At 43.6% G+C, this 20,845-nt stretch carries 22 protein-coding genes; 16 read left to right on the top strand and 6 right to left on the bottom strand.

Features of this window, described 5'->3' with window-relative positions:
• Positions 1-24: 24 nt before the first annotated feature.
• From K0625_RS06870 to K0625_RS06880, 3 genes are all read left to right on the top strand, one after another.
• Positions 25-618 carry a DUF5610 domain-containing protein gene (locus K0625_RS06870; RefSeq protein WP_220109018.1) on the top strand — a complete coding sequence of 198 codons (594 nt, stop codon included), beginning with the start codon at positions 25-27 and terminating at the stop codon, positions 616-618.
• A gap of 80 nt (positions 619-698) precedes the next feature.
• Entirely contained in the window at positions 699-1,439 is a 741-nt protein-coding gene (locus K0625_RS06875; protein WP_220109019.1) for a ferredoxin--NADP reductase, read from the top strand.
• Positions 1,440-1,470: 31 nt separating this feature from the next.
• Entirely contained in the window at positions 1,471-2,067 is a 597-nt protein-coding gene (locus tag K0625_RS06880; RefSeq protein WP_220109020.1) for a glutathione S-transferase N-terminal domain-containing protein, read from the top strand.
• 19 nt (positions 2,068-2,086) lie between these two features.
• Here K0625_RS06880 and K0625_RS06885 read toward each other — a convergent pair whose 3' ends face one another.
• Positions 2,087-2,536, bottom strand: a complete 450-nt coding sequence (locus K0625_RS06885; protein WP_220109021.1) for a hypothetical protein — start codon at positions 2,534-2,536, stop codon at positions 2,087-2,089.
• A gap of 254 nt (positions 2,537-2,790) precedes the next feature.
• Between K0625_RS06885 and K0625_RS06890 the strand changes: the two genes are divergently transcribed.
• From K0625_RS06890 to K0625_RS06910, 5 genes are all read left to right on the top strand, one after another.
• The gene (locus K0625_RS06890) at positions 2,791-3,798 is read left to right on the top strand and encodes a Fe(3+) ABC transporter substrate-binding protein (protein WP_220109022.1); all 1,008 of its coding nucleotides are present in this window, start codon (positions 2,791-2,793) and stop codon (positions 3,796-3,798) included.
• A gap of 135 nt (positions 3,799-3,933) precedes the next feature.
• Positions 3,934-5,565, top strand: coding sequence for an ABC transporter permease (locus K0625_RS06895; RefSeq protein WP_220109023.1), 1,632 nt, complete (start codon positions 3,934-3,936; stop codon positions 5,563-5,565).
• Positions 5,566-5,608: 43 nt separating this feature from the next.
• Positions 5,609-6,637: an ABC transporter ATP-binding protein gene (locus K0625_RS06900; RefSeq protein WP_220109024.1), complete on the top strand. Its 1,029-nt coding sequence runs from the start codon at positions 5,609-5,611 to the stop codon at positions 6,635-6,637.
• 359 nt (positions 6,638-6,996) lie between these two features.
• Complete coding sequence (ggt, locus tag K0625_RS06905; RefSeq protein WP_220109025.1) at positions 6,997-8,691, top strand: gamma-glutamyltransferase; 1,695 nt, start codon at positions 6,997-6,999, stop codon at positions 8,689-8,691.
• Between the two features lie 160 nt (positions 8,692-8,851).
• On the top strand, positions 8,852-9,787 hold the full coding sequence (locus K0625_RS06910) for a Dyp-type peroxidase (protein ID WP_012323640.1): 936 nt from the start codon (positions 8,852-8,854) through the stop codon (positions 9,785-9,787).
• 81 nt (positions 9,788-9,868) lie between these two features.
• Here the strand turns inward: K0625_RS06910 and argR are convergent, their stop codons facing one another.
• Positions 9,869-10,339 carry a transcriptional regulator ArgR gene (gene argR, locus K0625_RS06915; protein ID WP_012323641.1) on the bottom strand — a complete coding sequence of 157 codons (471 nt, stop codon included), beginning with the start codon at positions 10,337-10,339 and terminating at the stop codon, positions 9,869-9,871.
• A gap of 336 nt (positions 10,340-10,675) precedes the next feature.
• Between argR and mdh the strand changes: the two genes are divergently transcribed.
• Positions 10,676-11,611, top strand: coding sequence for a malate dehydrogenase (gene mdh, locus K0625_RS06920; protein ID WP_012323642.1), 936 nt, complete (start codon positions 10,676-10,678; stop codon positions 11,609-11,611).
• Between the two features lie 211 nt (positions 11,612-11,822).
• Here the strand turns inward: mdh and ispB are convergent, their stop codons facing one another.
• A complete protein-coding gene (gene ispB, locus K0625_RS06925; protein WP_220109026.1) occupies positions 11,823-12,794 on the bottom strand; it encodes an octaprenyl diphosphate synthase in 972 nt (323 codons plus the stop codon).
• A 274-nt stretch (positions 12,795-13,068) separates the two neighbouring features.
• Between ispB and rplU the strand changes: the two genes are divergently transcribed.
• The 7 genes from rplU (at position 13,069) to K0625_RS06960 (ending at position 17,262) form a co-directional block, all read left to right on the top strand.
• Positions 13,069-13,380, top strand: coding sequence for a 50S ribosomal protein L21 (rplU, locus tag K0625_RS06930; RefSeq protein WP_012323644.1), 312 nt, complete (start codon positions 13,069-13,071; stop codon positions 13,378-13,380).
• A gap of 16 nt (positions 13,381-13,396) precedes the next feature.
• Positions 13,397-13,651: a 50S ribosomal protein L27 gene (gene rpmA, locus K0625_RS06935; RefSeq protein WP_012323645.1), complete on the top strand. Its 255-nt coding sequence runs from the start codon at positions 13,397-13,399 to the stop codon at positions 13,649-13,651.
• Positions 13,652-13,784: 133 nt separating this feature from the next.
• Positions 13,785-14,954 (top strand): Obg family GTPase CgtA, encoded by a 1,170-nt coding sequence (cgtA, locus tag K0625_RS06940; protein WP_220109027.1) that lies wholly within the window; start codon positions 13,785-13,787, stop codon positions 14,952-14,954.
• Positions 14,955-15,004: 50 nt separating this feature from the next.
• Positions 15,005-15,766: a threonine/serine exporter family protein gene (locus tag K0625_RS06945; RefSeq protein WP_220109028.1), complete on the top strand. Its 762-nt coding sequence runs from the start codon at positions 15,005-15,007 to the stop codon at positions 15,764-15,766.
• On the top strand, positions 15,763-16,233 hold the full coding sequence (locus tag K0625_RS06950; RefSeq protein ID WP_220109029.1) for a threonine/serine exporter family protein: 471 nt from the start codon (positions 15,763-15,765) through the stop codon (positions 16,231-16,233). The genes K0625_RS06945 and K0625_RS06950 overlap by 4 nt, the downstream gene beginning before the upstream one ends.
• Before the next feature lie 58 nt (positions 16,234-16,291).
• Positions 16,292-16,774 carry a type 3 dihydrofolate reductase gene (gene folA, locus K0625_RS06955; protein ID WP_220109030.1) on the top strand — a complete coding sequence of 161 codons (483 nt, stop codon included), beginning with the start codon at positions 16,292-16,294 and terminating at the stop codon, positions 16,772-16,774.
• A gap of 101 nt (positions 16,775-16,875) precedes the next feature.
• Entirely contained in the window at positions 16,876-17,262 is a 387-nt protein-coding gene (locus K0625_RS06960) for a DUF3718 domain-containing protein (RefSeq protein WP_220109031.1), read from the top strand.
• A gap of 110 nt (positions 17,263-17,372) precedes the next feature.
• Here K0625_RS06960 and K0625_RS06965 read toward each other — a convergent pair whose 3' ends face one another.
• The 3 genes from K0625_RS06965 to apaG all read right to left on the bottom strand — a co-directional run bounded on the left by K0625_RS06965 (position 17,373) and on the right by apaG (position 20,841).
• Positions 17,373-19,400: a methyl-accepting chemotaxis protein gene (locus K0625_RS06965; RefSeq protein WP_220109032.1), complete on the bottom strand. Its 2,028-nt coding sequence runs from the start codon at positions 19,398-19,400 to the stop codon at positions 17,373-17,375.
• Between the two features lie 110 nt (positions 19,401-19,510).
• Positions 19,511-20,335, bottom strand: a complete 825-nt coding sequence (locus K0625_RS06970) for a symmetrical bis(5'-nucleosyl)-tetraphosphatase (RefSeq protein ID WP_220109033.1) — start codon at positions 20,333-20,335, stop codon at positions 19,511-19,513.
• A 125-nt stretch (positions 20,336-20,460) separates the two neighbouring features.
• Positions 20,461-20,841 (bottom strand): Co2+/Mg2+ efflux facilitator ApaG/CorD, encoded by a 381-nt coding sequence (apaG, locus tag K0625_RS06975; protein WP_012323653.1) that lies wholly within the window; start codon positions 20,839-20,841, stop codon positions 20,461-20,463.
• Between the last annotated feature and the right edge of the window lie 4 nt (positions 20,842-20,845).

Genomic DNA, 20,845 nt, shown 5'->3' on the forward strand with positions numbered 1-20,845 from the left:
AAAGTTATCATTTGAGAGGCTGTTATGGAAATTAAAAACCATGGCGCAGAAGTATCCCAAGCTGCAAAAAGTAATACTCAGACAACCGAGAATCATGGAAAGTCAGTCTCTGAGGTGGCGACAAATAAAACGGCTTACGCCAGTAGTAAACAGCTGATGAACTCAGCCATTATTTCAGCACAGCAAGAGGTCAGCTTAAGCTCAAGTAATGAACCACTTGTACTGCTTTACCGTGCAGCAATTGAAGCGATTAATGAAGAGTTAGCTCCCTCAATGGGTGAGAATGCGTTACAAACAGCCTATGACAATGGGGTTGATACATCGCCTGAAGCAACCGCTGACAGGATCGTCAGTTTTGCCACTAACTTTTTTAGCTTATACCAAGAGCAGAACTCCAATATGTCATTCGATGAGCAGTTGACCTCATTTATGGAGATCATTGGTGGGGCGATCGATCAAGGCTTTGATGAGGCTAAAGATATTCTAAACGGCTTACAAGTTTTGGAAGGTGACATCGCTGATGGTGTTGAGCAGACCTACTCCTTGGTTCAAGATGGGCTATTAGCATTTAAAGAGAGTGTCAGCTCTGACAAAGGTGATGCAGCCATATCCTCTTAATCTTTAGCAAGCCCAATTGGTATTACCCCCTCTTATATGCTAAATATCAATTAGGAAAACTATAGATATCGGAGCGATGAATGTGGGTTGATGGCGAAGTTATTGAACGAACGGAATGGTGTGACAATTTATTCTCTTTAAAGATCAAAGCTAGTATCGAACCTTATATCGCAGGTCAGTTTATTAAGTTAAGTCAGATAATTAATGATAAGAGGATCGGCAGAGCTTACTCTATTGTTAATGCCCCTAATTCTGATTACGTTGAAGTTTTGGCTGTGTCGGTACTCGACGGACTGCTATCCCCAAATCTGCAACAGCTTAAGGTTGGTGACCATATTGAGGTGTCCAATAAAGCGGCAGGCTTTATGACATTAGATGAGGTGCCACCTCAAGGGAAAGATCTTTGGCTTCTGGCCACAGGAACTGCGGTTGGCCCCTTTATCTCCATTCTTGAAACCGATGAGCCTTGGGAAAGGTTTGAGCATATTATCCTCGTTTATGGTGTGAGAGAAGCGAAAGATCTTGCTTATAAAGAGAAGCTATTAGCACTTGAAAAGCGTTACCCTAACCAATTTAAATTACTTTTCTCAGTTACTCGAGAATCATACCCTGATGCGTTAGAGACTAGAATATCCACTGCTTTAGCATCTGGTGAAATTGAGCAGCGTCTTGGGCTTAAGGTTACCGCTGAAGATTCACAGGTGATGCTTTGTGGTAATCCTGAGATGATTAAGGATGCTAATAATATTTTACTTGAGAAAGGGCTGAGTAAGAATTTACGACGAGCCCCTGGTCAGATCACGATAGAGAAGTATTGGTAGCGCTTATCTTTTGGAGCAAGGGATTGATAAAATGAGATTACTGTATTCAGATGCTTCCCCGTACTCTCGTTGTGTTCGGGTCTTAATCCGTCATCTTGAGATTACTGGTATTGAGGAGTGCACTGTTGATCCTATGGAAAATAGTGAGCTCTTGCTTGAGCTGAACCCGTTAGGAAAAATTCCCTGCTTGCAGCTTAATGATGGTTCGTCCCTCTATGACAGTGAAGTGATTTTACGCTATTTAGATCATGAGTTTGGCGCTAATCGCCTATTTGGTGAATATGGGTATAATTGGAAAAATGAGTGTCAGCTGTCACTGATTAATGGCTTATTAGACTCAGCAGTTGCGCTTAGGCAGGAGCAGATGCGAGAGCTAGAGGGGAAGCGTTCGCTTTTTTGGACATCTAGATTCGAGATGGCTCTGCTTCGTGGATTAAAAGAGATAGAGCAATCGGGGGTAATGGTGAGTCCTCAGTTGACGATTCAGCAGATAGGATTAGCCTGCCTACTTGAATATCTCGACTTTAGGCATGCAGATCTGCAATGGAGAAAAGTGGTGCCAGCGACAGCAACTTGGTTGTCTGGCTTTGAACACCTCTCAATGATGAAAAGTACTAGACCAATTTAATCTGAGCCATCATTTTAACCTACTCCTCCCCACGGTCCTCTTTACGGCGGCCTCGCGAGAGTTTTCGGCGGTTTTTTTCGCCGAAGGCTCCATATAGTTCCCTTGTTACGCCAAAGTCTAACCTTCTGTTTTCCTGAGTGCCTCGTCTATCTTCCTTGTGTTGATAGTGACAATTACATTGAGCAATGTCGCACTCTTTTAGTGGGATATGAGGCGCTTCGTGTGAGAGGTAGTAAGTGTTATCTATCTCTTTTACTGCTTGGCAAGCAGGCTCGCCTTGAATAATGGTGACACAATGGTAAGGGTGTTCGGTTGAGCAAAACGGGGTGCTTTTCACCTCGGGAGCCGATTCGGTAATGTGTGTAGGAGCGGCTTTAGCCGCTCTTTTACGTTTTCTATGTGGTTGATGGTAAATATAAAAGCTGACAGCGATGATCAACAGAACAAGGATCCCCCCAAGCATGAGCATATTTTCCTTTATATAAGAGTCTCTGATTTTATTGTAGTTCGATAAAATGTATCTGCCTGAATAATGAGGCGAATAAGGATATCTCCTTCGTCAGTTACGCTCTGACTTATCCTATGAGAAGGGAGCAGTATGTGTATGAGTTAACAATTTCGATAACAAAACTTGCTCATTGACGGCGGATTTATTACTCTAAGTACAATTGATAACTATTATCATCGCCATGTTGGCTTTGGTGCGCTGTATAGGGTATATAGATGAAAATAATAAAAAATCTGGCAGTTCTAGGCTTTGTGTGTTTCGCCTCTGTTGCCAATGCCGCAGATAAATTAACTGTTTACTCCTACCGACAAGCTTTTTTAATCGATCCAATCCTAAATGACTTTACTAAAGAGACGGGGATCGATGTTGATGTGGTCTTTTCCAAAAAAGGGATTGCCGAAAGAATGATGCGTGAGGGGAGACTCTCACCTGCCGACGTGGTGCTTACATCAGACTTTTATCGCCTAATGGAATTAGTTGATAAAGAGCTCGTGGTTCCAGCCTCCAGTGAACTGCTAAGCAGTAATATTCCAGCCCAGTACCGCTCTCCTGACGAGACCTGGTATGCATTGACAATGCGAGTGCGCAATGTCTACTCCTCTAAGGAGCGTTTAGGTAAGCTCAATATTAATTATGAAGATCTGGCAGATCCCAAATACAAAGGAAAAATCTGTACTCGAAGTGGTAAGCACCCTTATAACATCTCTTTGGTTGCTTCGATGATCGCTCATCACGGTGAGGCCGAAACTAAAGCTTGGCTGACTGGATTAAAAGCAAACTTAGCTCGTAAGCCTCAGGGGAATGATCGTGCTCAGGTTAAAGCGGTTAAAGAGGGGCTTTGTGATCTAGCCATAGGGAACAGCTACTACCTAGGTAAGATGTTGCAAGATCCTAAACAGGTACCATGGGCTGAAGCGGTTGAGATTAATTTCCCGAATCAAGACAACTTAGGTTCTCATATCAATGTTTCTGGTATGGCGTTGGCTAAACACTCTCGTAATAAAGATAATGCACTTAAATTGATGGAGTATCTGTCGGGTGATAAAGCGCAGAAAGCTTATGCTGAAGTGAACATGGAATACCCGGTTAAAGCGGATGTTGAGCCATCTGCTTTGGTAGCATCTTGGGGAGAGTTTAAAGCGGATAGTTTACCTATCTACAAGCTTGCAGAGTTTCATCATGCTGCGGTTAAGATGCTAGATGAGGTTAAGTTCGACCTATAACTTTTTTTTAGATTAAAATAGCAGGTCCTGCTTTGTAGGGCCTGCTATTTTTTTACAATTAATAATCGTTTCTATTTAAGTTTAAATTTAGGTTTGTAGTGGATAATATCCCTATAAGCTTTAGTGGAAATATTGATGATTTTAGGTTTACCCAAACGTTGGTCGCTGGCTGGTTATTTTGTCGCCTTAGTGATCACGCTTCCACTTGTGGCAATTCTTATTCAGGCGATGATCCCTGATGAGTCTGTATTTGGCCACCTCCTCGATACTGTGTTGCCTACTTATATCAGTAACACTCTTCTATTGATGTTCTGGGTCTGTCTAGGTGCTATCTTGATTGCGACACCAGCCGCCTGGCTAGTCGCAAAGTGCCACTTTCCTGGGCGCGCTATATTTCAATGGGCATTATTGTTGCCTTTAGCCATGCCTGCATATGTGGTGGCATATGTGTACACGGATCTGCTGGATTACGCTGGACCTATTCAGTCAGCATTGCGTAGCTTTTTTGGTTGGGGTTCTCCTCAAGATTACTATTTTCCTGAAGTGCGCAGTTTAGGCGGCGCTTCCATGATGCTAGCATTTGTGTTGTTTCCCTATATCTACCTGTTGGCAAGAACTGCGTTTATGGAGCAGTCTTCGAGCCTGCAGCATGCTACACGGGTTATGGGGTGTGGTCCTTGGCAGAGTTTCTGGCGTTTTAGTTTACCTATGGCAAGGCCTGCACTCGCTGTTGGGGTTGCTTTAGTTGCTATGGAGACGGCTGCGGATTTCGCCACTGTGAGCTATTTTGCTGTACCGACATTAACCACGGCTGTGTATGACACTTGGCTGGGGTATGGGAGCTTATCGGCGGCGGCGAAGTTGTCGGCAATTATGTTACTTGTTGTTTTCACTATGATAGGTTTTGAGCGATTTGCTCGTAGAAAACAGCAGTTGTTTCAAAAACAGAGTGGGGCAGAACCGTGTGAGCTTTACTCTCTAAAGGGGATTAAAGCCCTGCTCGCAACGGGATACTGTACTCTTCTGCTTCTTGTTTCATTTCTACTGCCTTTTATCATTTTACTTAACTATGCATGGCAATATTTTGATGAAAGTTGGCATGTTGAGTTTTTAGCGTTTAGCTTTAATAGCTTCTATATTGCGGCGATAGTCAGTGTTATCTCAGTAACACTTGGGATATTGTTAATGTTTATCAGCCGAGTGAGCCCAAGAAAAGCCGATCTGCTCCCCTCACGTTTATCCTCAACAGGCTATGCGCTTCCAGGTACTGTCTTGGCTATTGGTATCTTAGTTCCCCTGACTTATCTGGACTTTGCGGTTAATGATCTTTATGAGTATCTAGGTCAACAAGGTCCTGGGCTTATCTTTACCGGCAGTGTATTTGTACTTATTTTTGCCTTCTGTATTCGTTTTTCAGCTATCGCTATTGGCAGTGTGGAGAACAGCTATAAACGTATCTCACCCTCTCTAGACATGGCTGCTATAACAATGGGATTAAAGCCTAGCTCATTACTTTGGCGTGTTCACTTACCTCTGTTAAGGAAAGGGATATTCGCGGGTATGTTGCTTGTCTTTATCGAGTGCATGAAGGAGCTGCCAGCAGCCTTGTTGTTGCGGCCCGTAGGCTTTGAAAATCTGGCGACTTATGTATTTCAGTTTGTCTCCGATGAACAGTTAGAGCATGGTGCTTTGGCTGCAATCGTGATTGTTTTGGTTGGTTTAGTTCCGCTTATCTATCTGAACCGCTCACTGGAGCAGCAGGGGTGATTCAGTGTTGTTTGAAATTTTTAGTATCCCGGAGTAGGTCTGTATGTCGACGTTAACTATTAGTGATGTTCATAGTGATTACCAAGGACAACAGGTTCTTAAAGGGCTAGATCTTACCCTTAAAAAGGGGGAGATTGCGGCACTATTGGGTCCTAGTGGTTGTGGTAAAACCACGCTTTTAAGGGCCATCGCTGGATTGCAAACCATCAGCCAAGGCGAGATATGTATCAATAAGAGAGTGCTCTCTGGCTCAAACGTATTTGTACCAAGTGAACAGCGTGGTGTAGGCATGATTTTTCAAGATTATGCCCTATTTCCTCACCTGAATGTGGCTGACAACATACTTTTTGGAGTTAAGGGGGGCGATAAAGAGCAGCGTAAGAGACGTCTTAATGAGATGCTTTCACTAGTTAAGCTCGATGGGTTAAGTCAGCGTTTTCCCCATGAGCTTTCTGGAGGCCAGCAGCAGCGAGTCTCCATTGCGCGTGCATTAGCCTATGAACCTGAGCTTTTACTTCTTGATGAACCCTTTTCAAATATCGATGCCAAGGTGCGTGGTGAGATGATGCTGGAGATCCGTGCTATCTTGAAAGAGAGTAATGTCAGCGCGGTATTTGTGACTCACAGTAAAGATGAAGCTTTTGTGTTTGCAGATAAGTTAGCCCTCTTTAATGGAGGACGGATAGCGCAATATGGCACGGCTGAGGAGCTGTATAGTTCACCTAATGACAGGTATGTTGCAGAGTTTTTGGGGGCTGGTAACTATCTTCAAGCTAGGGTTAGCAGTAGCACCAGTGTTGAGACTGCCTTGGGAACTTTTAAGAGTACTGCTGAGTTGAAGCATGGGCTTAATTATCAGGGAGAGTTGATGTTGAGGCCACAGCAGCTGGAGATTGTAGCCGATGACGCTGGAACTGGAGTGATCTTAGAGCGTCGTTTTTTAGGGAATACTTGCCATTATAAGGTTAACGTTGCTGAGCAGAGTTATGAGGTGAATAGCCAACTTAGTCAATTAGTTCCGGGTCAACGAGTGACTCTGACAACCCCAGTTCACCCTTTGGTCATGTTTTGATGATTTATACCCAAGCTACCTCAAGGTGCTCGTTTCAGAGCCCCCGTAGGATAGCTGAACAAGGCAGTGATTGAGGATAATGGTTATTCCCTTGTTGAAATCACTAAAGCAGTGCAGCGATTCTACGGGAACTCCCGTAGGGCACGGCGAGAAGCAACATTTTTCTGTGTTATGAAATATTGAATTACGACTGTATGGATGCAGAAGGTAGGGCGAAGCAGGATGCCAGAGCCGAGAATAACTAGTCCTACTATTTCATGCCTTGAACTCTGTCTCTTCTCGACATGCTGAACCCTGCATCTTGAAGTTGTTTGGGTACAATCCCCACTTCGTGATAGCTTGTCACTATTGGAGGGATTATGATAATAAAAATAATAGTCGTCTTTATCACCTTAGCGACATTCGGGGCTAATGCAGCAGATAGAATAACAGGAAAACCTTTTGCGACACGCTCTGAGGTCCTAGCGACCAATGGCATGGCTGCGACCAGCCAGCCCCTTGCAACCCAAGTGGCTCTGGATATTCTTAAACAAGGTGGCAGTGCTGTTGATGCAGCTATCGCTGCCAATGCGATGTTGGGGCTAGTAGAGCCTACAGGCTCTGGTATCGGTGGCGACCTGTTTGCCATTGTCTGGAGCGCCAAAGATAAACGCCTTTATGGCATTAATGGTTCTGGCAGAAGCCCAAAAAGCTTAACTTTAGCTAAACTAAAACAGCTAAATCTAGACTATCTCCCTCCCTATGGGCCTTTGCCTGTTTCAGTTCCAGGTACAGTGGATGCTTGGTTCGAACTTCATGATAAGTTTGGCAAGCTTAAAATGGCTACCAACTTAGCCCCTGCAATCGATTATGCTCGCCAAGGTTTTCCTGTTTCAGAGCTTATCGCTTACTACTTAGCACGAAGCGCACCTAAATTATCTCAATATCCTGGTTTTAAAGAGACCTACATGCCAGGCGGCAAGATGCCAAAGAGTGGTGAGATCTTTAAAAATCCAGCGTTAGCGAATACCTATGAAAAAATTGCATCAGGTGGGAGAGAGGCTTTTTATCAAGGGGCTATCGCTAAGAGCATTGCCAGATATATGAAAGAGCAGGGCGGATACCTCTCTTATGAAGACTTAAGCGAGCATAAGAGTGAGTGGGTCGAGCCCGTTTCAGTGAATTACCGCGGCTATGATGTGTGGGAGCTTCCCCCCAATGGACAAGGTATTGCAGCATTACAGATTTTAAAAACCTTAGAGCCATTTAATCTTGCGCAGATGGGGCTGGGGAGCACTGAATATATTCATCATTTTGTTGAGGCCAAAAAGTTGGCTTTTGCCGACAGAGCTAAGTTTTATGCTGATATGGACTTTAACGCGATCCCGGTGGCTGAGCTTATCTCTGAGGAGTATAACTACCAAAGGGCCAAGCTTATTGATGTAAATCAGGCTCAAAAAGTTGTTGATGCTGGCCACCCTGCATTAATGCATGGTGATACTGTGTACCTGACTACCGCAGACAGTGAAGGAAATATGGTGTCGTTAATTCAAAGTAACTTTAGAGGGATGGGGTCGGGTATGACGCCGCCAGATTTAGGCTTTGTATTGCAAGACCGTGGTCAGCTGTTTGATCTTAGCCCTGGACGTTTTAATAGCTATGCTCCAGGTAAACGTCCCTTCCATACCATTATTCCAGCTTTTGTCACTAAAGAGGGCAAGCCTTGGTTGAGTTTTGGCGTCATGGGTGGTGCCACTCAACCTCAGATGCATGCACAGATCTTAATTAACCTGCTCGATTTTAAAATGAACCTACAGGAAGCGGGAGATGCACCGAGAATTTTGCACTCTGGTTCATCTCAGCCCACAGGAGAGAAGATGTCTGATGGTGGATATATTAGTTTGGAATCTGGTTTTTCTGTTCAGACGCGAAGAGAGTTAATTAAGAAAGGTCACAGTTTAAAAGATAACTTAGGCGGGTTTGGTGGTTATCAGGCAATAGCAGTGGATTCTGATACAGGCGTTTATCGAGGGGCTTCTGAAAGCCGTAAGGATGGACAAGCATCGGGATATTGATGTCTCAAGTCTTAGAGTTAGGTGTTAATATAGTTGAAATGTATGCTAGTTTGTTGATGGATAGTAATCCTATTAAATGTGCGTTAGTTAATATCATTAATAGCTAAAATTGTAGATAATGCTACCGATAATAAATTAGTGCTAAAGGGTGATTAAAGAGATGGATAACCAGGTTATGCCTCGTGAACAGTTGGGTGTTTGTGCTGAAGGTAATTTGCACAGCGTGTATTTGATGTTTAATGCTAATGATGGCGTCGAATCTCAGTTACGACCTTGTCTAGCTAACGTAGCTCAGTATGTCTATGAGCTTAGTGATCAATATGCTGATAGTGCATTCAATGGCTTTGTTGCTATCGGTGCTAACTATTGGGATAGCTTATATCCATCAGCCCGCCCGGCACAGTTGAAACCGTTTCCTGCGATGAATGCGGATAACCGTGATGCGCCAGCGCTGGAATATGATCTTTTTGTGCATATTCGTTGTGACCGTTTCGATATTCTACATCTGGTTGCTAATGAAGTGTGCCAAATGCTTGAGGGGCTTGTTGAACTTGTTGATGAAGAGCGTGGCTTCCGCTTTATGGATAATCGCGATCTCACAGGTTTTGTTGATGGCACAGAAAATCCAAAAGGGCGTAATCGCCAAGAGGTTGCATTAGTAGGCAGTGAAGATGAGGCTTTCAAAGCTGGCAGCTATATTCATGTACAGAAATACGCACATAATTTAAGTAAGTGGCATAGACTCCCGCAAAAGAAGCAGGAGGATATCATTGGCCGCACTAAGCAGGACAATATTGAGTATGCATCTGCTGACAAGCCGTTAACCAGCCACATTAAACGAGTTAACCTTAAAGATGAGCAGGGGAATTCGATGGAGATTTTGAGACAAAGTATGCCTTATGGTTCGGTTAAAGAGCAGGGGCTTATGTTTATCTCAAACTGTGGGAATTCAGTTAACTTTGAAAAGATGCTTGAAAGTATGGTTCAGGGAGATGGACATGGACATCATGATCACTTACTTCACTTTACCCAAGCACTAACAGGTTCCTCTTTCTTTGCTCCTTCACTGGATTTTATGGAAAAAGCTGCGGATTAATTCTTTATAGCACTGCCATAAAAAACGCACCTTAAAGGTGCGTTATATGAGCGATGAGGTCTATCGACTCTACCTTGCTATTTAATTAGTAAAATTAAATAGCGATTTGACAGTAATTAATGTTTTGTCGATCTCTTGGATATTTGATGGCGTAATAAAGATGGTATCGTCGCCAGCAATAGTACCCAGTATCCCTTCGGGCTTGCCTATCGAATCAAGCAAGCGAGCGATAAGCTGTGCAGCACCTGGGCTGGTTCTTACAACGATCATGGCTTGGTTATGATCAACATCTAATACTAAGTTTTTCAGCGGGCTGCCAGCCGTAGGCACCCCTAGCTCAGCTGGAAGACAGTAGACCATCTCTTGCTTGGCGTTACGTGTACGAACGGCGCCAAACTTACTGAGCATTCTAGATACTTTAGATTGGTTGATATTGTTATAGCCTTCAGCTTGAAGTGCGATAACAATTTCACTTTGGGAGCCAAATCGCTCCTCTTTTAAAATTGCTTTAAAGGTCTTAACGAGCTCGTCTTGAGTTTTTGCTGCCTGCATAATTTTATTATTCTATATTCAAAAAACTGAGGTATTTTGAATATATTAGTCGATTTTGTCAACAAATACCCGACTTTAATGAATAAGAATGCAATTTAATGTTGCAAGGAGGCCTAAAGATCATCCTTAGTTATATAAGTAATGGCGATATTACGCTGAAAAAGCCACTTCAAGCTTGAAATATGACGTTCTTAGACTATTTATTAATCATAATGACCATAAAAGCCTAACCACGACTAAGGGATAATTGAAATCTCTTTGTGATTCCAGTAATGTTGCCGACATCTTGAATGTAGACCTACATCACAAAACACCTAAGAAAAGACGGAGATAACTATGAAAGTTGCTGTACTTGGTGCCGCAGGTGGTATTGGACAAGCTCTTGCCCTACTACTTAAAACACAATTGCCTGCCGATTCTAAACTATCACTATATGATATTGCTCCTGTAACACCTGGTGTTGCCGTTGACCTTAGTCATATCCCGACAGCTGTAGAAGTTAAAGGTTTTGCAGGCCAAGATCCTTCGCCTGCACTTGAAGGTGCTGATGTTGTTCTTATCTCAGCGGGTGTTGCTCGTAAGCCTGGAATGGATCGCTCAGATCTATTTAACATCAACGCTGGTATCGTTAGAAACTTAGTTGAAAAATGTGCTGCAACTTGCCCTAAAGCACTTATCGGAATTATCACTAACCCAGTAAACACAACAGTTGCTATTGCTGCTGAAGTGTTGAAAGCGGCAGGTGTATACGATAAAAATCGTTTATTTGGTGTGACAACTTTAGATGTGATCCGCTCTGAAACTTTTGTTGCTGAAGCAAAAGGTCTTAACGTTGCCGATGTGAATGTCAATGTTATCGGTGGCCACAGTGGTGTGACGATTCTTCCACTTCTTTCTCAAATTGAAGGCGTAAGCTTCAGTGATGAAGAGGTTGCTGCATTAACAACTCGTATCCAAAATGCTGGTACTGAAGTTGTTGAAGCTAAAGCTGGCGGCGGCAGTGCAACACTTTCAATGGGCCAAGCAGCTTGTCGTTTTGGTCTATCACTTGTACGTGGTCTTCAAGGCGAAGCTAACGTTGTTGAGTGTGCTTATGTCGATGGTGGCAGTGAGCATGCAGAGTTCTTCGCACAACCAATACTACTTGGTAAGAATGGCGTAGAGAAAGTGCTAGCCTATGGTGATGTGAGTGAGTTTGAAGCAAACGCACGCGATGCCATGTTAGATACACTTAATGCCGACATCAAACTAGGTGTTGAGTTCGTTAAGTAATGATTGTCTGAATCACATCAGATAATAAAAAAGGAGCCTAACGGCTCCTTTTTTGTACATGGCAGGAGATGTTCCTACATCTCTGTGCATTCCTATCACTGACCCATAGGGATATGGGAAATGTCTTTAAAGCGAATGGAACGCTGAAGACCTTGATAGTCAGATTACTTATCCCTGATCGCAGGGATTGAGTTTAGCAATCTATATAAAATTAATGGTTACGAGCTACCGCTATTTTAGCAAGTGAAATCAAAGCTTGCTTGTAGTCACTCTCCGGAAGGATAGAAAGTGCGCCTATGGCCTTTTCAGCTTCCTCCTGAGCACGTTTATAGGTGTATTCAAGTGCGCCACAGTTATCGAGTGCTGCTAAAATTGGGTCGATACTGTCTGTACCATCACCTTTCTCTATTGCTGTGCGAATAAGCGCCTGTTCTGTTTCTGAGCCGTGGGCGATAGCATAGATAAGTGGCAGAGTGGGTTTCCCCTCTGCAAGATCGTCACCTATGTTTTTACCTAACTCTTCAGTATCAGCTGTATAATCAAGTAGATCATCTGTTAATTGGAAAGCTGTGCCTAAATATTTACCATAGTCGGCTAAAGCGACCTGCATCTCTTTAGGGCTGTCAGCTAACACACCTGCTAAACGGGTTGCAGCTTCGAACAGCTTGGCCGTTTTGCAGTAGATGACGCGCATATAGCTCTCTTCGGTAGTATTTGGATCGTTGCAGTTCATTAACTGCAGCACTTCACCTTCGGCGAGCACATTGGTTGCATCGGCAAGAACTTCAAGCACCTCCATGCTACCCAGCTCTGTCATCATCTGGAATGAACGGGTATAGAGGAAGTCTCCGACTAGTACGCTGGCACTGTTACCAAAAAGGGCATTAGCAGTTTCTCTTCCGCGGCGTAACATAGACTCATCAACAACATCATCATGAAGCAGTGAAGCTGTGTGGATAAACTCAATAATTGCGGCAAGTTTAAGGTGAGCTTCACCATTATAGTCAACCGCACGTGCTGCTAAGATAGAGAGTAGGGGGCGCATACGCTTGCCGCCGCCGTTAATAATGTAGAAGCCTAACTGATTTATCAGGGCTACATCAGATTCTAGTTGTTTGTATATTAGCTTGTTGACGTTTTGCATGTCGTTGTCGGCTAACTGACGAATAGCGTTCAAATCCATATATAGGCTCTGGTTGGTGGGGAGTAATAGATATTAGACACCCCATTTATGGCTTAAATGTTATAATGATTGGGATTCTACCTAAAAATATACTCTAAGGCATCATAAGAAGCCGATACTGGGAGTAATTCCGTTCTTTTTTTATTCTTATTGAATTAAGGCTTGTCAGCTTGGTGTTCTTAGCGTAAACTCCGCGACCATTGTCATTAAAGCTTTTATACACCCCTGCCTCAGAGTTGAGCCGGCGTGTTAGAAATATCGGAGTGAAATAGCTATGTACGCTGTTTTTCAAAGTGGTGGTAAGCAACATCGTGTTGCCGAAGGCCATACTGTTCGTTTAGAAAAATTAGAAGTCGCTACAGGCGAAACTGTTGAATTTGACCAAGTTCTTTTGGTTGCAGACGGTGAGACTGTACATGTTGGTGCACCTTTAGTTGAAGGTGGTAAGGTTGTTGCTGAAGTTGTTAGCCACGGCCGTGACGAGAAGGTAACTATTGTTAAGTTCCGTCGTCGTAAGCACCACGACAAGAAAATGGGCCACCGTCAGTGGTTCACCGAAGTTAAAATTACAGCTATCAACGCTTAATTAGGAGATATAACTCATGGCACATAAAAAAGCTGGCGGTTCTACTCGTAACGGCCGCGATTCAGAAAGCAAACGTCTTGGTGTAAAGCGTTTTGGTGGTGAATCAGTTCTTGCTGGTAACATCATCGTTCGTCAACGTGGTACTAAATTCCACGCTGGTGTAAACGTAGGTGTTGGTCGTGACCACACTCTATTCGCTTTGACTGACGGTAAAGTTAAGTTCGAAGTTAAAGGTCCTAATAACCGTAAGTTTATTAGCATCGAAGGCTAATCTTTAGCTAACGCTAAGATTGCTTATTAAAGCCCCGCCTTTGGTGGGGCTTTATTGTTTATGGTAAAAATTTTTTGGCTACATGAATCACAAAGAAGTATAATTCTTTTATTCTGTGGCGCCCGGAGTAGGTATGAAGTTTGTCGATGAAGCTGTGATCAGAGTCGAAGCTGGTGATGGTGGTAGTGGTTGCGTCAGTTTTAGACGTGAGAAATATGTACCCGATGGTGGCCCAGATGGCGGCGACGGTGGTGACGGTGGCAGTGTGTATCTGCAAGCCGATGAGAGTTATAACACCCTTATCGATTTTCAATTTGAGCGTTTTCATCGTGCAGAGCGTGGCAAAAATGGCCGCGGTCGTGACTGTACAGGACACGGTGGCGAAGATTTAATTCTTACAGTGCCAGTTGGTACCCGTGCTATCGATGAAGAGACGCAAGAGTCTCTTGGTGATTTGACTAAACATGGTCAAAGAATGTTAGTTGCCAAAGGCGGCTTCCACGGATTAGGCAATACGCGCTTTAAGAGCAGTACTAACCGTGCACCAAGACAGAAGACTCTAGGGACTCCAGGTGAAGTGCGCAGCTTAAAACTTGAGTTGATGCTGCTTGCTGATGTGGGTCTTTTAGGTATGCCTAATGCGGGTAAGTCTACCTTTATTCGTTCTGTTTCAAGAGCCAAGCCAAAGGTTGCCGATTACCCATTTACTACATTAGTGCCTAACCTTGGTGTTGTTAATCCAAGACATGGCCAAAGCTTTGTTATTGCTGATATTCCAGGCCTGATTGAAGGTGCTGCCGATGGGGCTGGATTGGGTGTTCAGTTCTTAAAGCATCTAGAGCGTTGTCGTGTATTACTGCATATCTTAGATATCGATCCTATCGATGGCTCTGATCCTGTGGAATCGGCTCGCGCAATTGTTGCTGAGCTTGAAAAACACTCACCTAAACTTGCAAGCAAGCCACGCTGGTTAGTGATTAACAAGACTGATCTTATGCTTGAAGATGAGCTTAAAGAGCGTGTTGCCCATATCGTTAAAGAGCTTGAGTGGGAAGGCGATGTTTACACTATTTCAGCCTATAACCGCGAAGGTACTGAAGCATTAAGCCTTAAGCTTATTGACTTTATCGAGGCTTTACCGCCAGAGGAAGAGATAGATAAAGAGGCTGAAGTTGAATTCAAGTGGGATAACTACCATGAGAATGCAAACGAGTCATTAAATGAAAATTTTGAAGATGATTTTGATGACGATGATGACTTCGACGATGATGATTACGACGTAAAAGTGATCTATCAAAGGTAAGAAGCGTTAATTTTTTCCAGTATTTTTGAGATATTTTTTTTGAGACTAGTGTGTACGCCGATACTCAAAATGATATAACTCGGCAAGTTGTCCGAGTGGCTCAACTCCTGTTGGCCTATGGCGCTGAATCAGAGCTTGTCGAAGAGATAAGTCAGCGCCTTGGTCATGCTTTAGGCTTAGCCAGCGTAGAGATCTCCATCTCCTCAAACTCCCTTGTGTTAACTAGCTTGGTCCATGGTCGCTGTATTACCACGACACGTAGAACCCGTGAACACGGCATTAATATGACCATTATCTGTGAGCTACAACGGATCTGTTTACTCACCGAGAAGGGCTTATATGGCATTGACGAGGTGAGAAAGCGGGTCTCTCGTATTGAGCCAAGAACTTATCCAAAACGTTATTTAGTGCCCATGATAGGATTATCATGTGCCAGTTTTTGTCATCTGTTTGGCGGCGACCTTGCTGCTTGCATTATCACTTTTTTAGCCTCCTCCATCGGCATGTTTGTACGGTTATCAATTGCTAAGCATCACTTTAATCTACTGCTTAATTTTGCCGTTACCGCGTTTGTGACCAGCATGATTGCGCAAGTTGGCTACCAGTTTTCACTGACTGAAACTCCTAAATTACCTATGGCTGCCAGTGTTTTGATGTTAGTGCCAGGCTTTCCGATGATTAACTCAATTTCAGATATGGTGAAAGGGCATCTAAATGTTGGGATCTCCCGCTGGGGACATGCGACGCTACTGACAGTCTCTTCCGTTATTGGGATCACCGTCGCGATGCAATTGGGTGGGCTGTTTTTATGATGGAGCTGTTATTAACGTTGCTCAATGATGCCATCTTTTCCGCTATTCCTGCCGTCGGCTTTGCGATGGTATTTAATGTCCCTAAGCGATTTTTGCCTTATTGTGCAATGGCTGGAGCCTTAGGCCATAGCTGTCGAACCTTGTTGTTACACGTTAACTTACCCATAGAGTGGGCAACCTTTGTGGCTGCCGCCTTGGTTGGATTGGTGACTATTGGTTTTGCTAAGCGTCATTTAGCGCCGCCTTTGATGTATGCAGTTGCGGCAATCATTCCCATGATCCCGGGAACGTATGCATTTAATACTGTGATAGCCTTAGTTCAGTTGACGGCTCAGTCAGAGATAAGTCCTGAGCTCACCTCTGCTGTTATCAGTAATGGCTTGAAAACGGTATTTATATTAGGTGCGTTATCTGTCGGGCTGGCGATGCCGAGTCTACTCTATTTCAGAACTCGGCCAGTGATATAACTCTACGAAATCATTGTCTTACTCTCAACTAAATCAATAAGAAACCCTCGGAGATAGTATGAAAATTGCCTTGATTGCCGCGATGGCTAACAATCGTGTTATAGGAAAAGATAACCAGATGCCTTGGCACCTTCCTGAAGATCTTCGCCATTTTAAAGCGATGACCTTAGGCAAGCCTATTGTCATGGGCCGTAAGACATTCGATTCAATTGGTCGACCACTACCTGGACGCCACAATATTGTTATTAGCCGTCAAGAGGGGTTAAAAATTGAGGGAGTAACATGTGTCAACTCCTTCGATGCAGCTGTGAGCGCAGCAGGTGATATTGAAGAGTTAGTCGTTATCGGTGGTGGACAGCTCTATAGCGCAACGTTAGCCCTAGCAGATAAGTTATACCTCACAGAGATCAACTTAGATGTCGACGGGGATACCCATTTCCCGAGCTGGGATGATGGAAGTTGGCTGCTACTTGATGAAGATGTTGGCGTAAATGATAAAGGTTTGGAATATCGCTTTATCAATTTGGTGAAAAAATGTTAAATTAAAGTGCTTGCTACATTCCCTGATAGCAAGTGCGGACATCGCCCTACCGGTACTCCGCCTAAAAACATAATAATTAATAAATATTAAAGGAGTACCTGATGCGCCTGTTGCCTATATCGATAGCTGCTATTATTGCAGCATCAAGCTATACGCTTCCTGCCCATGCCAATGATCAGCTAGCTGCAAATATCTGTAACTATGTTCAGGCTGACGATAAAAATAGACTGCGGAAAAAACTAAAAGAGAACCGCGTCAAGCTACGTAATATCTATTCAAGCATCTCATGTAATGGTGATAGCCTACTTCGCACAGCATTTAAAAGCGGTTCAGATAAAGTGGGGACCTTCGTGGCTAAGCGCCTTCCAGTCTCAGAACTACAAGCTGTTGAAGCCGATGGTACTAGTATTTCAGCTTGGGCTGATGCTAATGGTCATGGTGCTAGCGCTATTAACTCTGCGATTAAAGCTCGTATCTCTGGCGGATAGTTAAGTATCTAAGTATCGATTGATATTAAGCGTAAAAAAATACCGGACATCTGTCCGGTATTTTTTTATCTCTTTAGCGGTATTATACCTGCCGCTATAAACCTCTCTTTTTAAACTTTAAACTCGCCTACAGAAGCTTGTAACTCCTCGGCAAGCTGAGCCACCTGATGACTTGATTGCGCGGTCTGATCGGCTCCTGAGGCCGTCTCCTCAGATATTGCGGCAATATGTTCAAGCATCTCTGATACTTGCTGGCTTACCTGGCTTTGCTCTTGCGCTGCGTGAGCAATATGGGTGCCAGAGTCATGGGCATGATGAACTGCTTCACTGATACTTTGCAGTGCCATGTTTGCCAGCTCAGTTTTATCGACACATGAGCTTGCCTGACTGCGACCTAACTCCATAACAGATACCGCTTCTTGGGTTCCCGCTTGCAGTACTTGGATCATCTGCTGGATCTCTTGAGTCGAGTCCTGAGTTCTTGAGGCTAGGCTTCGAACCTCATCGGCTACAACGGCAAATCCACGTCCTTGCTCACCCGCTCTTGCTGCTTCAATTGCGGCGTTTAATGCCAACAGGTTAGTCTGCTCAGCGATGCCGCGAATGGTATCTAGGATTGAACCAATCGAGGCACTGTCAGTATGAACCTTATTGATAACTTGACCTGCTTTCGCCACTTCATCGGCTAAAGCCAATATTGTCTGCTTATTCTCATCGGCAATGGCGCGCATATGTTGCGCTTCTTCATCGGCTTGTTTGATCTGTTGCAGGGCATCATCAGCACTGGTTGTGACCTGTTGAGCACTTGAGTTTAGCTGAGTGGTTGCTGTTGCAACTTGGTCTACTTGGCTCTTTTGCTCCTGAATGCTAACTGTAGTTTGGGTTGTGATCGCCGATGTCTCTTCTGCCGCTGCAGCCAGCTGGTTTGAGCGATCTAAGATCCCCTGAATAAGATCCCGTAAACTATCAACGAGTCGATTACAGTTACCGGACAGTTCTGCAAACTCATCATGACCTGTGTCATCCAGTTTATGGGTCAAGTTACCTGAGGCTAAAATATTAAGCGCTGTGTTAACTTTGTTTAGCGAACGTCTAAGAGGGCTGATAACTGCGTAGCTCACACCTACGGCTACAAAGATAACAATAACCATTAAGATAATAGTGTTAATGCTGGCCTGATCGATACCGTCAATGGCTTTGTTACTGATCTGAGCGGAAACGGTCTCGACCTTTTTAATCAGTTCATTCATGGTCACATTGAGATTTTCAGCATCTTTGTTTACTTTATTTAGCATCTGATCTGCTGATGCATTAAAGCTGAGCTGACGCCCCTTCATTGCCTGCATAGAGCTGCTACCACTTAGCATGCTAAAAACTTTATCGGCTTCATTGTTGATATCAGCCATCAAAGTCTCATCGACCACACCTTCCCAGTGACGGCTAACGTATTCGAGTTTATTTTTTGCTTCATTGATCAAGTACTCAAGCTCTTTGGAGATGGTATCAAACTGTGATTGAGACTGACTGTTTACCAGATCATAGTTGGTACTCACGATACCGCTGAGGCTGTTATCTATGTTGCCTGCAGTTGCCGCTATCTCTTGATCTGTCAGATCCTCACTGGTTTCAAGATCGATCAGATCAAGAAGTAGAGAAGCTGTATCATCGGCAGCTTCCTCTAAACTCTCTAATTTGATAAGTAACTTTTCTTGCGTGATAAGTGAATTTTCACGAGTAATAATCATCTTGTTACCTTCGGCAACAAAGTCTTGATAACTGGTTCTAACCGAGGTTATTACATCCGTGAAATTAGCTTGTTCTTGGGAGCTTACAAGCCTAGAGAGTGTGTTTAACTCAGTATTAAAAGATTGACTCTGTTTGGTAAATTGAGCTTTTAGCGGGGGAAGCTGCTCAGATTTAGTCGAATGGTAGGAAACTAAAATCTGCTTCTCTTGCAAAGAAAGCCCCTGTATCAAGCGGCTACTTGACTCTAGGGCTGGTAAGCTAAGCTCTTGTAGAACTTGTGTACTTGATTTTAGTTCGCTATTGGTGAGCAAAGAGGCGCCACCTAGTGCTATCAAGAGTAAGGTGACGACACTAAATCCGCCAATGACTCTTGTGGCGACATTCATTTTCATAGGGGGCTCCGTTTTAGTATTATTATTTTCCCTAGCTATAAATTATTTTAAATTCAGGGCTTGAACATTTATGAACAACTGTTTATCTATCGACCAGTGCTGGAGTTAGTTTAACTCTTTTTTAACTTGTTTTGGGTAATTTTTTCATCGGTTTCCAGATGCCAAAGGGTTAAATATTCCCCCCAACAGCAGCCTGTATCTAAGGCTTTTATTCTAGATGAGCTAACTTTGCCCATGACTGCAGCCCAATGACCGAAAACTAATGTGTGTGTTTTGTTAATTTTTCCCTCTAACTCAAACCAGGGAGTGAGATCGGGAGCTTTACATTCGGCAGGGGAGAGTTTGCAATCGAAATCTAGGCTGTTATCGCTATGCAAAAAACGCATTCGTGTTAGCGCATTGATGCAGTATATCTTCCTCTCTAGTTCATCCATATTAGAATGCCATTGGTTTGAACCTGAAGTATACATTTTTTCTAGCAGTGCTTTTTGATAATTGGGAGCTTGCAGTGCTTGAGTCACTCGCTTGCTTTCATCTCTTAGAGTACAGATATCCCACTGAGGCGGCACCCCAGCATGACTCATTACTAGACTATGTTCTGGTAACTCTTGATGAAGAGGTTGATGTCGCAGCCAGCCGATGAGTGAATTTATGTCAGATGAGGTCAGTAAGGCTTCCAGTTTATCTTTTGGATTTGCTCTTTTTATTTTACTGTGGACAGCCATTAAATGGAGATCATGGTTGCCCAATGAGACGTTAGCAGCGCCATCGAGAGCCTTAAAGTATTGCAGTGTAGGGAGTGAGCCTGGACCTCTGGCAACGAGATCTCCTACTGCCCATAATTGATCTTGTGAGGGATTAAAATCAACTTTAGACAGGAGCAGAGTTAATTCATCGAAGCAGCCCTGAATATCCCCAACAAAATAGTTCGCCATGTATTTTTATCCTTTTAATCAATGCTCTAATTCTAACTTCTCGAGAGAATTAAATGAAAGTGGAACAGGGAGAAAAAGATAAAAAATGCACTAACGGTGTGACTAATCTAGTCAATTAAATTGATTTAGTGAAGCAGGCCTGGAATTGATAGTCGAAAAGGGGGGATCTTAGCTTTAAACATCTCTCCATTTTCAGTGACCATGCCATAGTTGCCTTCCATAACACCAAATGGAGTCTCTAAAACTGTTCCACTGGTATATTGGTAGGCTGTGTCAGGCTCAATGGTCGGGGTTTCGCCGACTACGCCTGCGCCTTGAACTACACTAAGGTGTTGATTTGAATCTGTGATCGACCAGTAACGCGTTTTGAGAGTGACGGGCTCTTTCCCTAAATTGATAATGGTGATTGTGTATCGAAAAAGATACCTTTCATCATTGGGGGAGGACTGATCTTCGATATACTCTGTTTTCACGTCAATTTTAATTGATGTTTCAAGCTCAGTCATGGGG

Source organism: Shewanella nanhaiensis (genome assembly GCF_019457885.1).
GTDB classification, from domain to species: Bacteria; Pseudomonadota; Gammaproteobacteria; order Enterobacterales; family Shewanellaceae; genus Shewanella; species Shewanella nanhaiensis.

Excerpts from the sequence above, each read along its gene's own strand:
- K0625_RS06870 (WP_220109018.1), top strand. The coding sequence starts at position 25 with ATGGAAATTAAAAACCATGGCGCAGAAGTATCCCAAGCTGCAAAAAGT.
- K0625_RS06880 (WP_220109020.1), top strand. The coding sequence starts at position 1,471 with ATGAGATTACTGTATTCAGATGCTTCCCCGTACTCTCGTTGTGTTCGG.
- K0625_RS06890 (WP_220109022.1), top strand. The coding sequence starts at position 2,791 with ATGAAAATAATAAAAAATCTGGCAGTTCTAGGCTTTGTGTGTTTCGCC.
- K0625_RS06910 (WP_012323640.1), top strand. The coding sequence starts at position 8,852 with ATGGATAACCAGGTTATGCCTCGTGAACAGTTGGGTGTTTGTGCTGAA.
- K0625_RS06875 (WP_220109019.1), top strand. The coding sequence starts at position 699 with ATGTGGGTTGATGGCGAAGTTATTGAACGAACGGAATGGTGTGACAAT.
- K0625_RS06900 (WP_220109024.1), top strand. The coding sequence starts at position 5,609 with ATGTCGACGTTAACTATTAGTGATGTTCATAGTGATTACCAAGGACAA.
- cgtA (WP_220109027.1), top strand. The coding sequence starts at position 13,785 with ATGAAGTTTGTCGATGAAGCTGTGATCAGAGTCGAAGCTGGTGATGGT.
- ispB (WP_220109026.1), bottom strand. The coding sequence starts at position 12,794 with ATGGATTTGAACGCTATTCGTCAGTTAGCCGACAACGACATGCAAAAC.
- ggt (WP_220109025.1), top strand. The coding sequence starts at position 6,997 with ATGATAATAAAAATAATAGTCGTCTTTATCACCTTAGCGACATTCGGG.
- K0625_RS06885 (WP_220109021.1), bottom strand. The coding sequence starts at position 2,536 with ATGCTCATGCTTGGGGGGATCCTTGTTCTGTTGATCATCGCTGTCAGC.
- K0625_RS06960 (WP_220109031.1), top strand. The coding sequence starts at position 16,876 with ATGCGCCTGTTGCCTATATCGATAGCTGCTATTATTGCAGCATCAAGC.
- apaG (WP_012323653.1), bottom strand. The coding sequence starts at position 20,841 with ATGACTGAGCTTGAAACATCAATTAAAATTGACGTGAAAACAGAGTAT.
- K0625_RS06965 (WP_220109032.1), bottom strand. The coding sequence starts at position 19,400 with ATGAAAATGAATGTCGCCACAAGAGTCATTGGCGGATTTAGTGTCGTC.
- argR (WP_012323641.1), bottom strand. The coding sequence starts at position 10,339 with ATGCAGGCAGCAAAAACTCAAGACGAGCTCGTTAAGACCTTTAAAGCA.
- K0625_RS06970 (WP_220109033.1), bottom strand. The coding sequence starts at position 20,335 with ATGGCGAACTATTTTGTTGGGGATATTCAGGGCTGCTTCGATGAATTA.
- folA (WP_220109030.1), top strand. The coding sequence starts at position 16,292 with ATGAAAATTGCCTTGATTGCCGCGATGGCTAACAATCGTGTTATAGGA.
- rpmA (WP_012323645.1), top strand. The coding sequence starts at position 13,397 with ATGGCACATAAAAAAGCTGGCGGTTCTACTCGTAACGGCCGCGATTCA.
- K0625_RS06950 (WP_220109029.1), top strand. The coding sequence starts at position 15,763 with ATGATGGAGCTGTTATTAACGTTGCTCAATGATGCCATCTTTTCCGCT.
- rplU (WP_012323644.1), top strand. The coding sequence starts at position 13,069 with ATGTACGCTGTTTTTCAAAGTGGTGGTAAGCAACATCGTGTTGCCGAA.
- mdh (WP_012323642.1), top strand. The coding sequence starts at position 10,676 with ATGAAAGTTGCTGTACTTGGTGCCGCAGGTGGTATTGGACAAGCTCTT.
- K0625_RS06895 (WP_220109023.1), top strand. The coding sequence starts at position 3,934 with ATGATTTTAGGTTTACCCAAACGTTGGTCGCTGGCTGGTTATTTTGTC.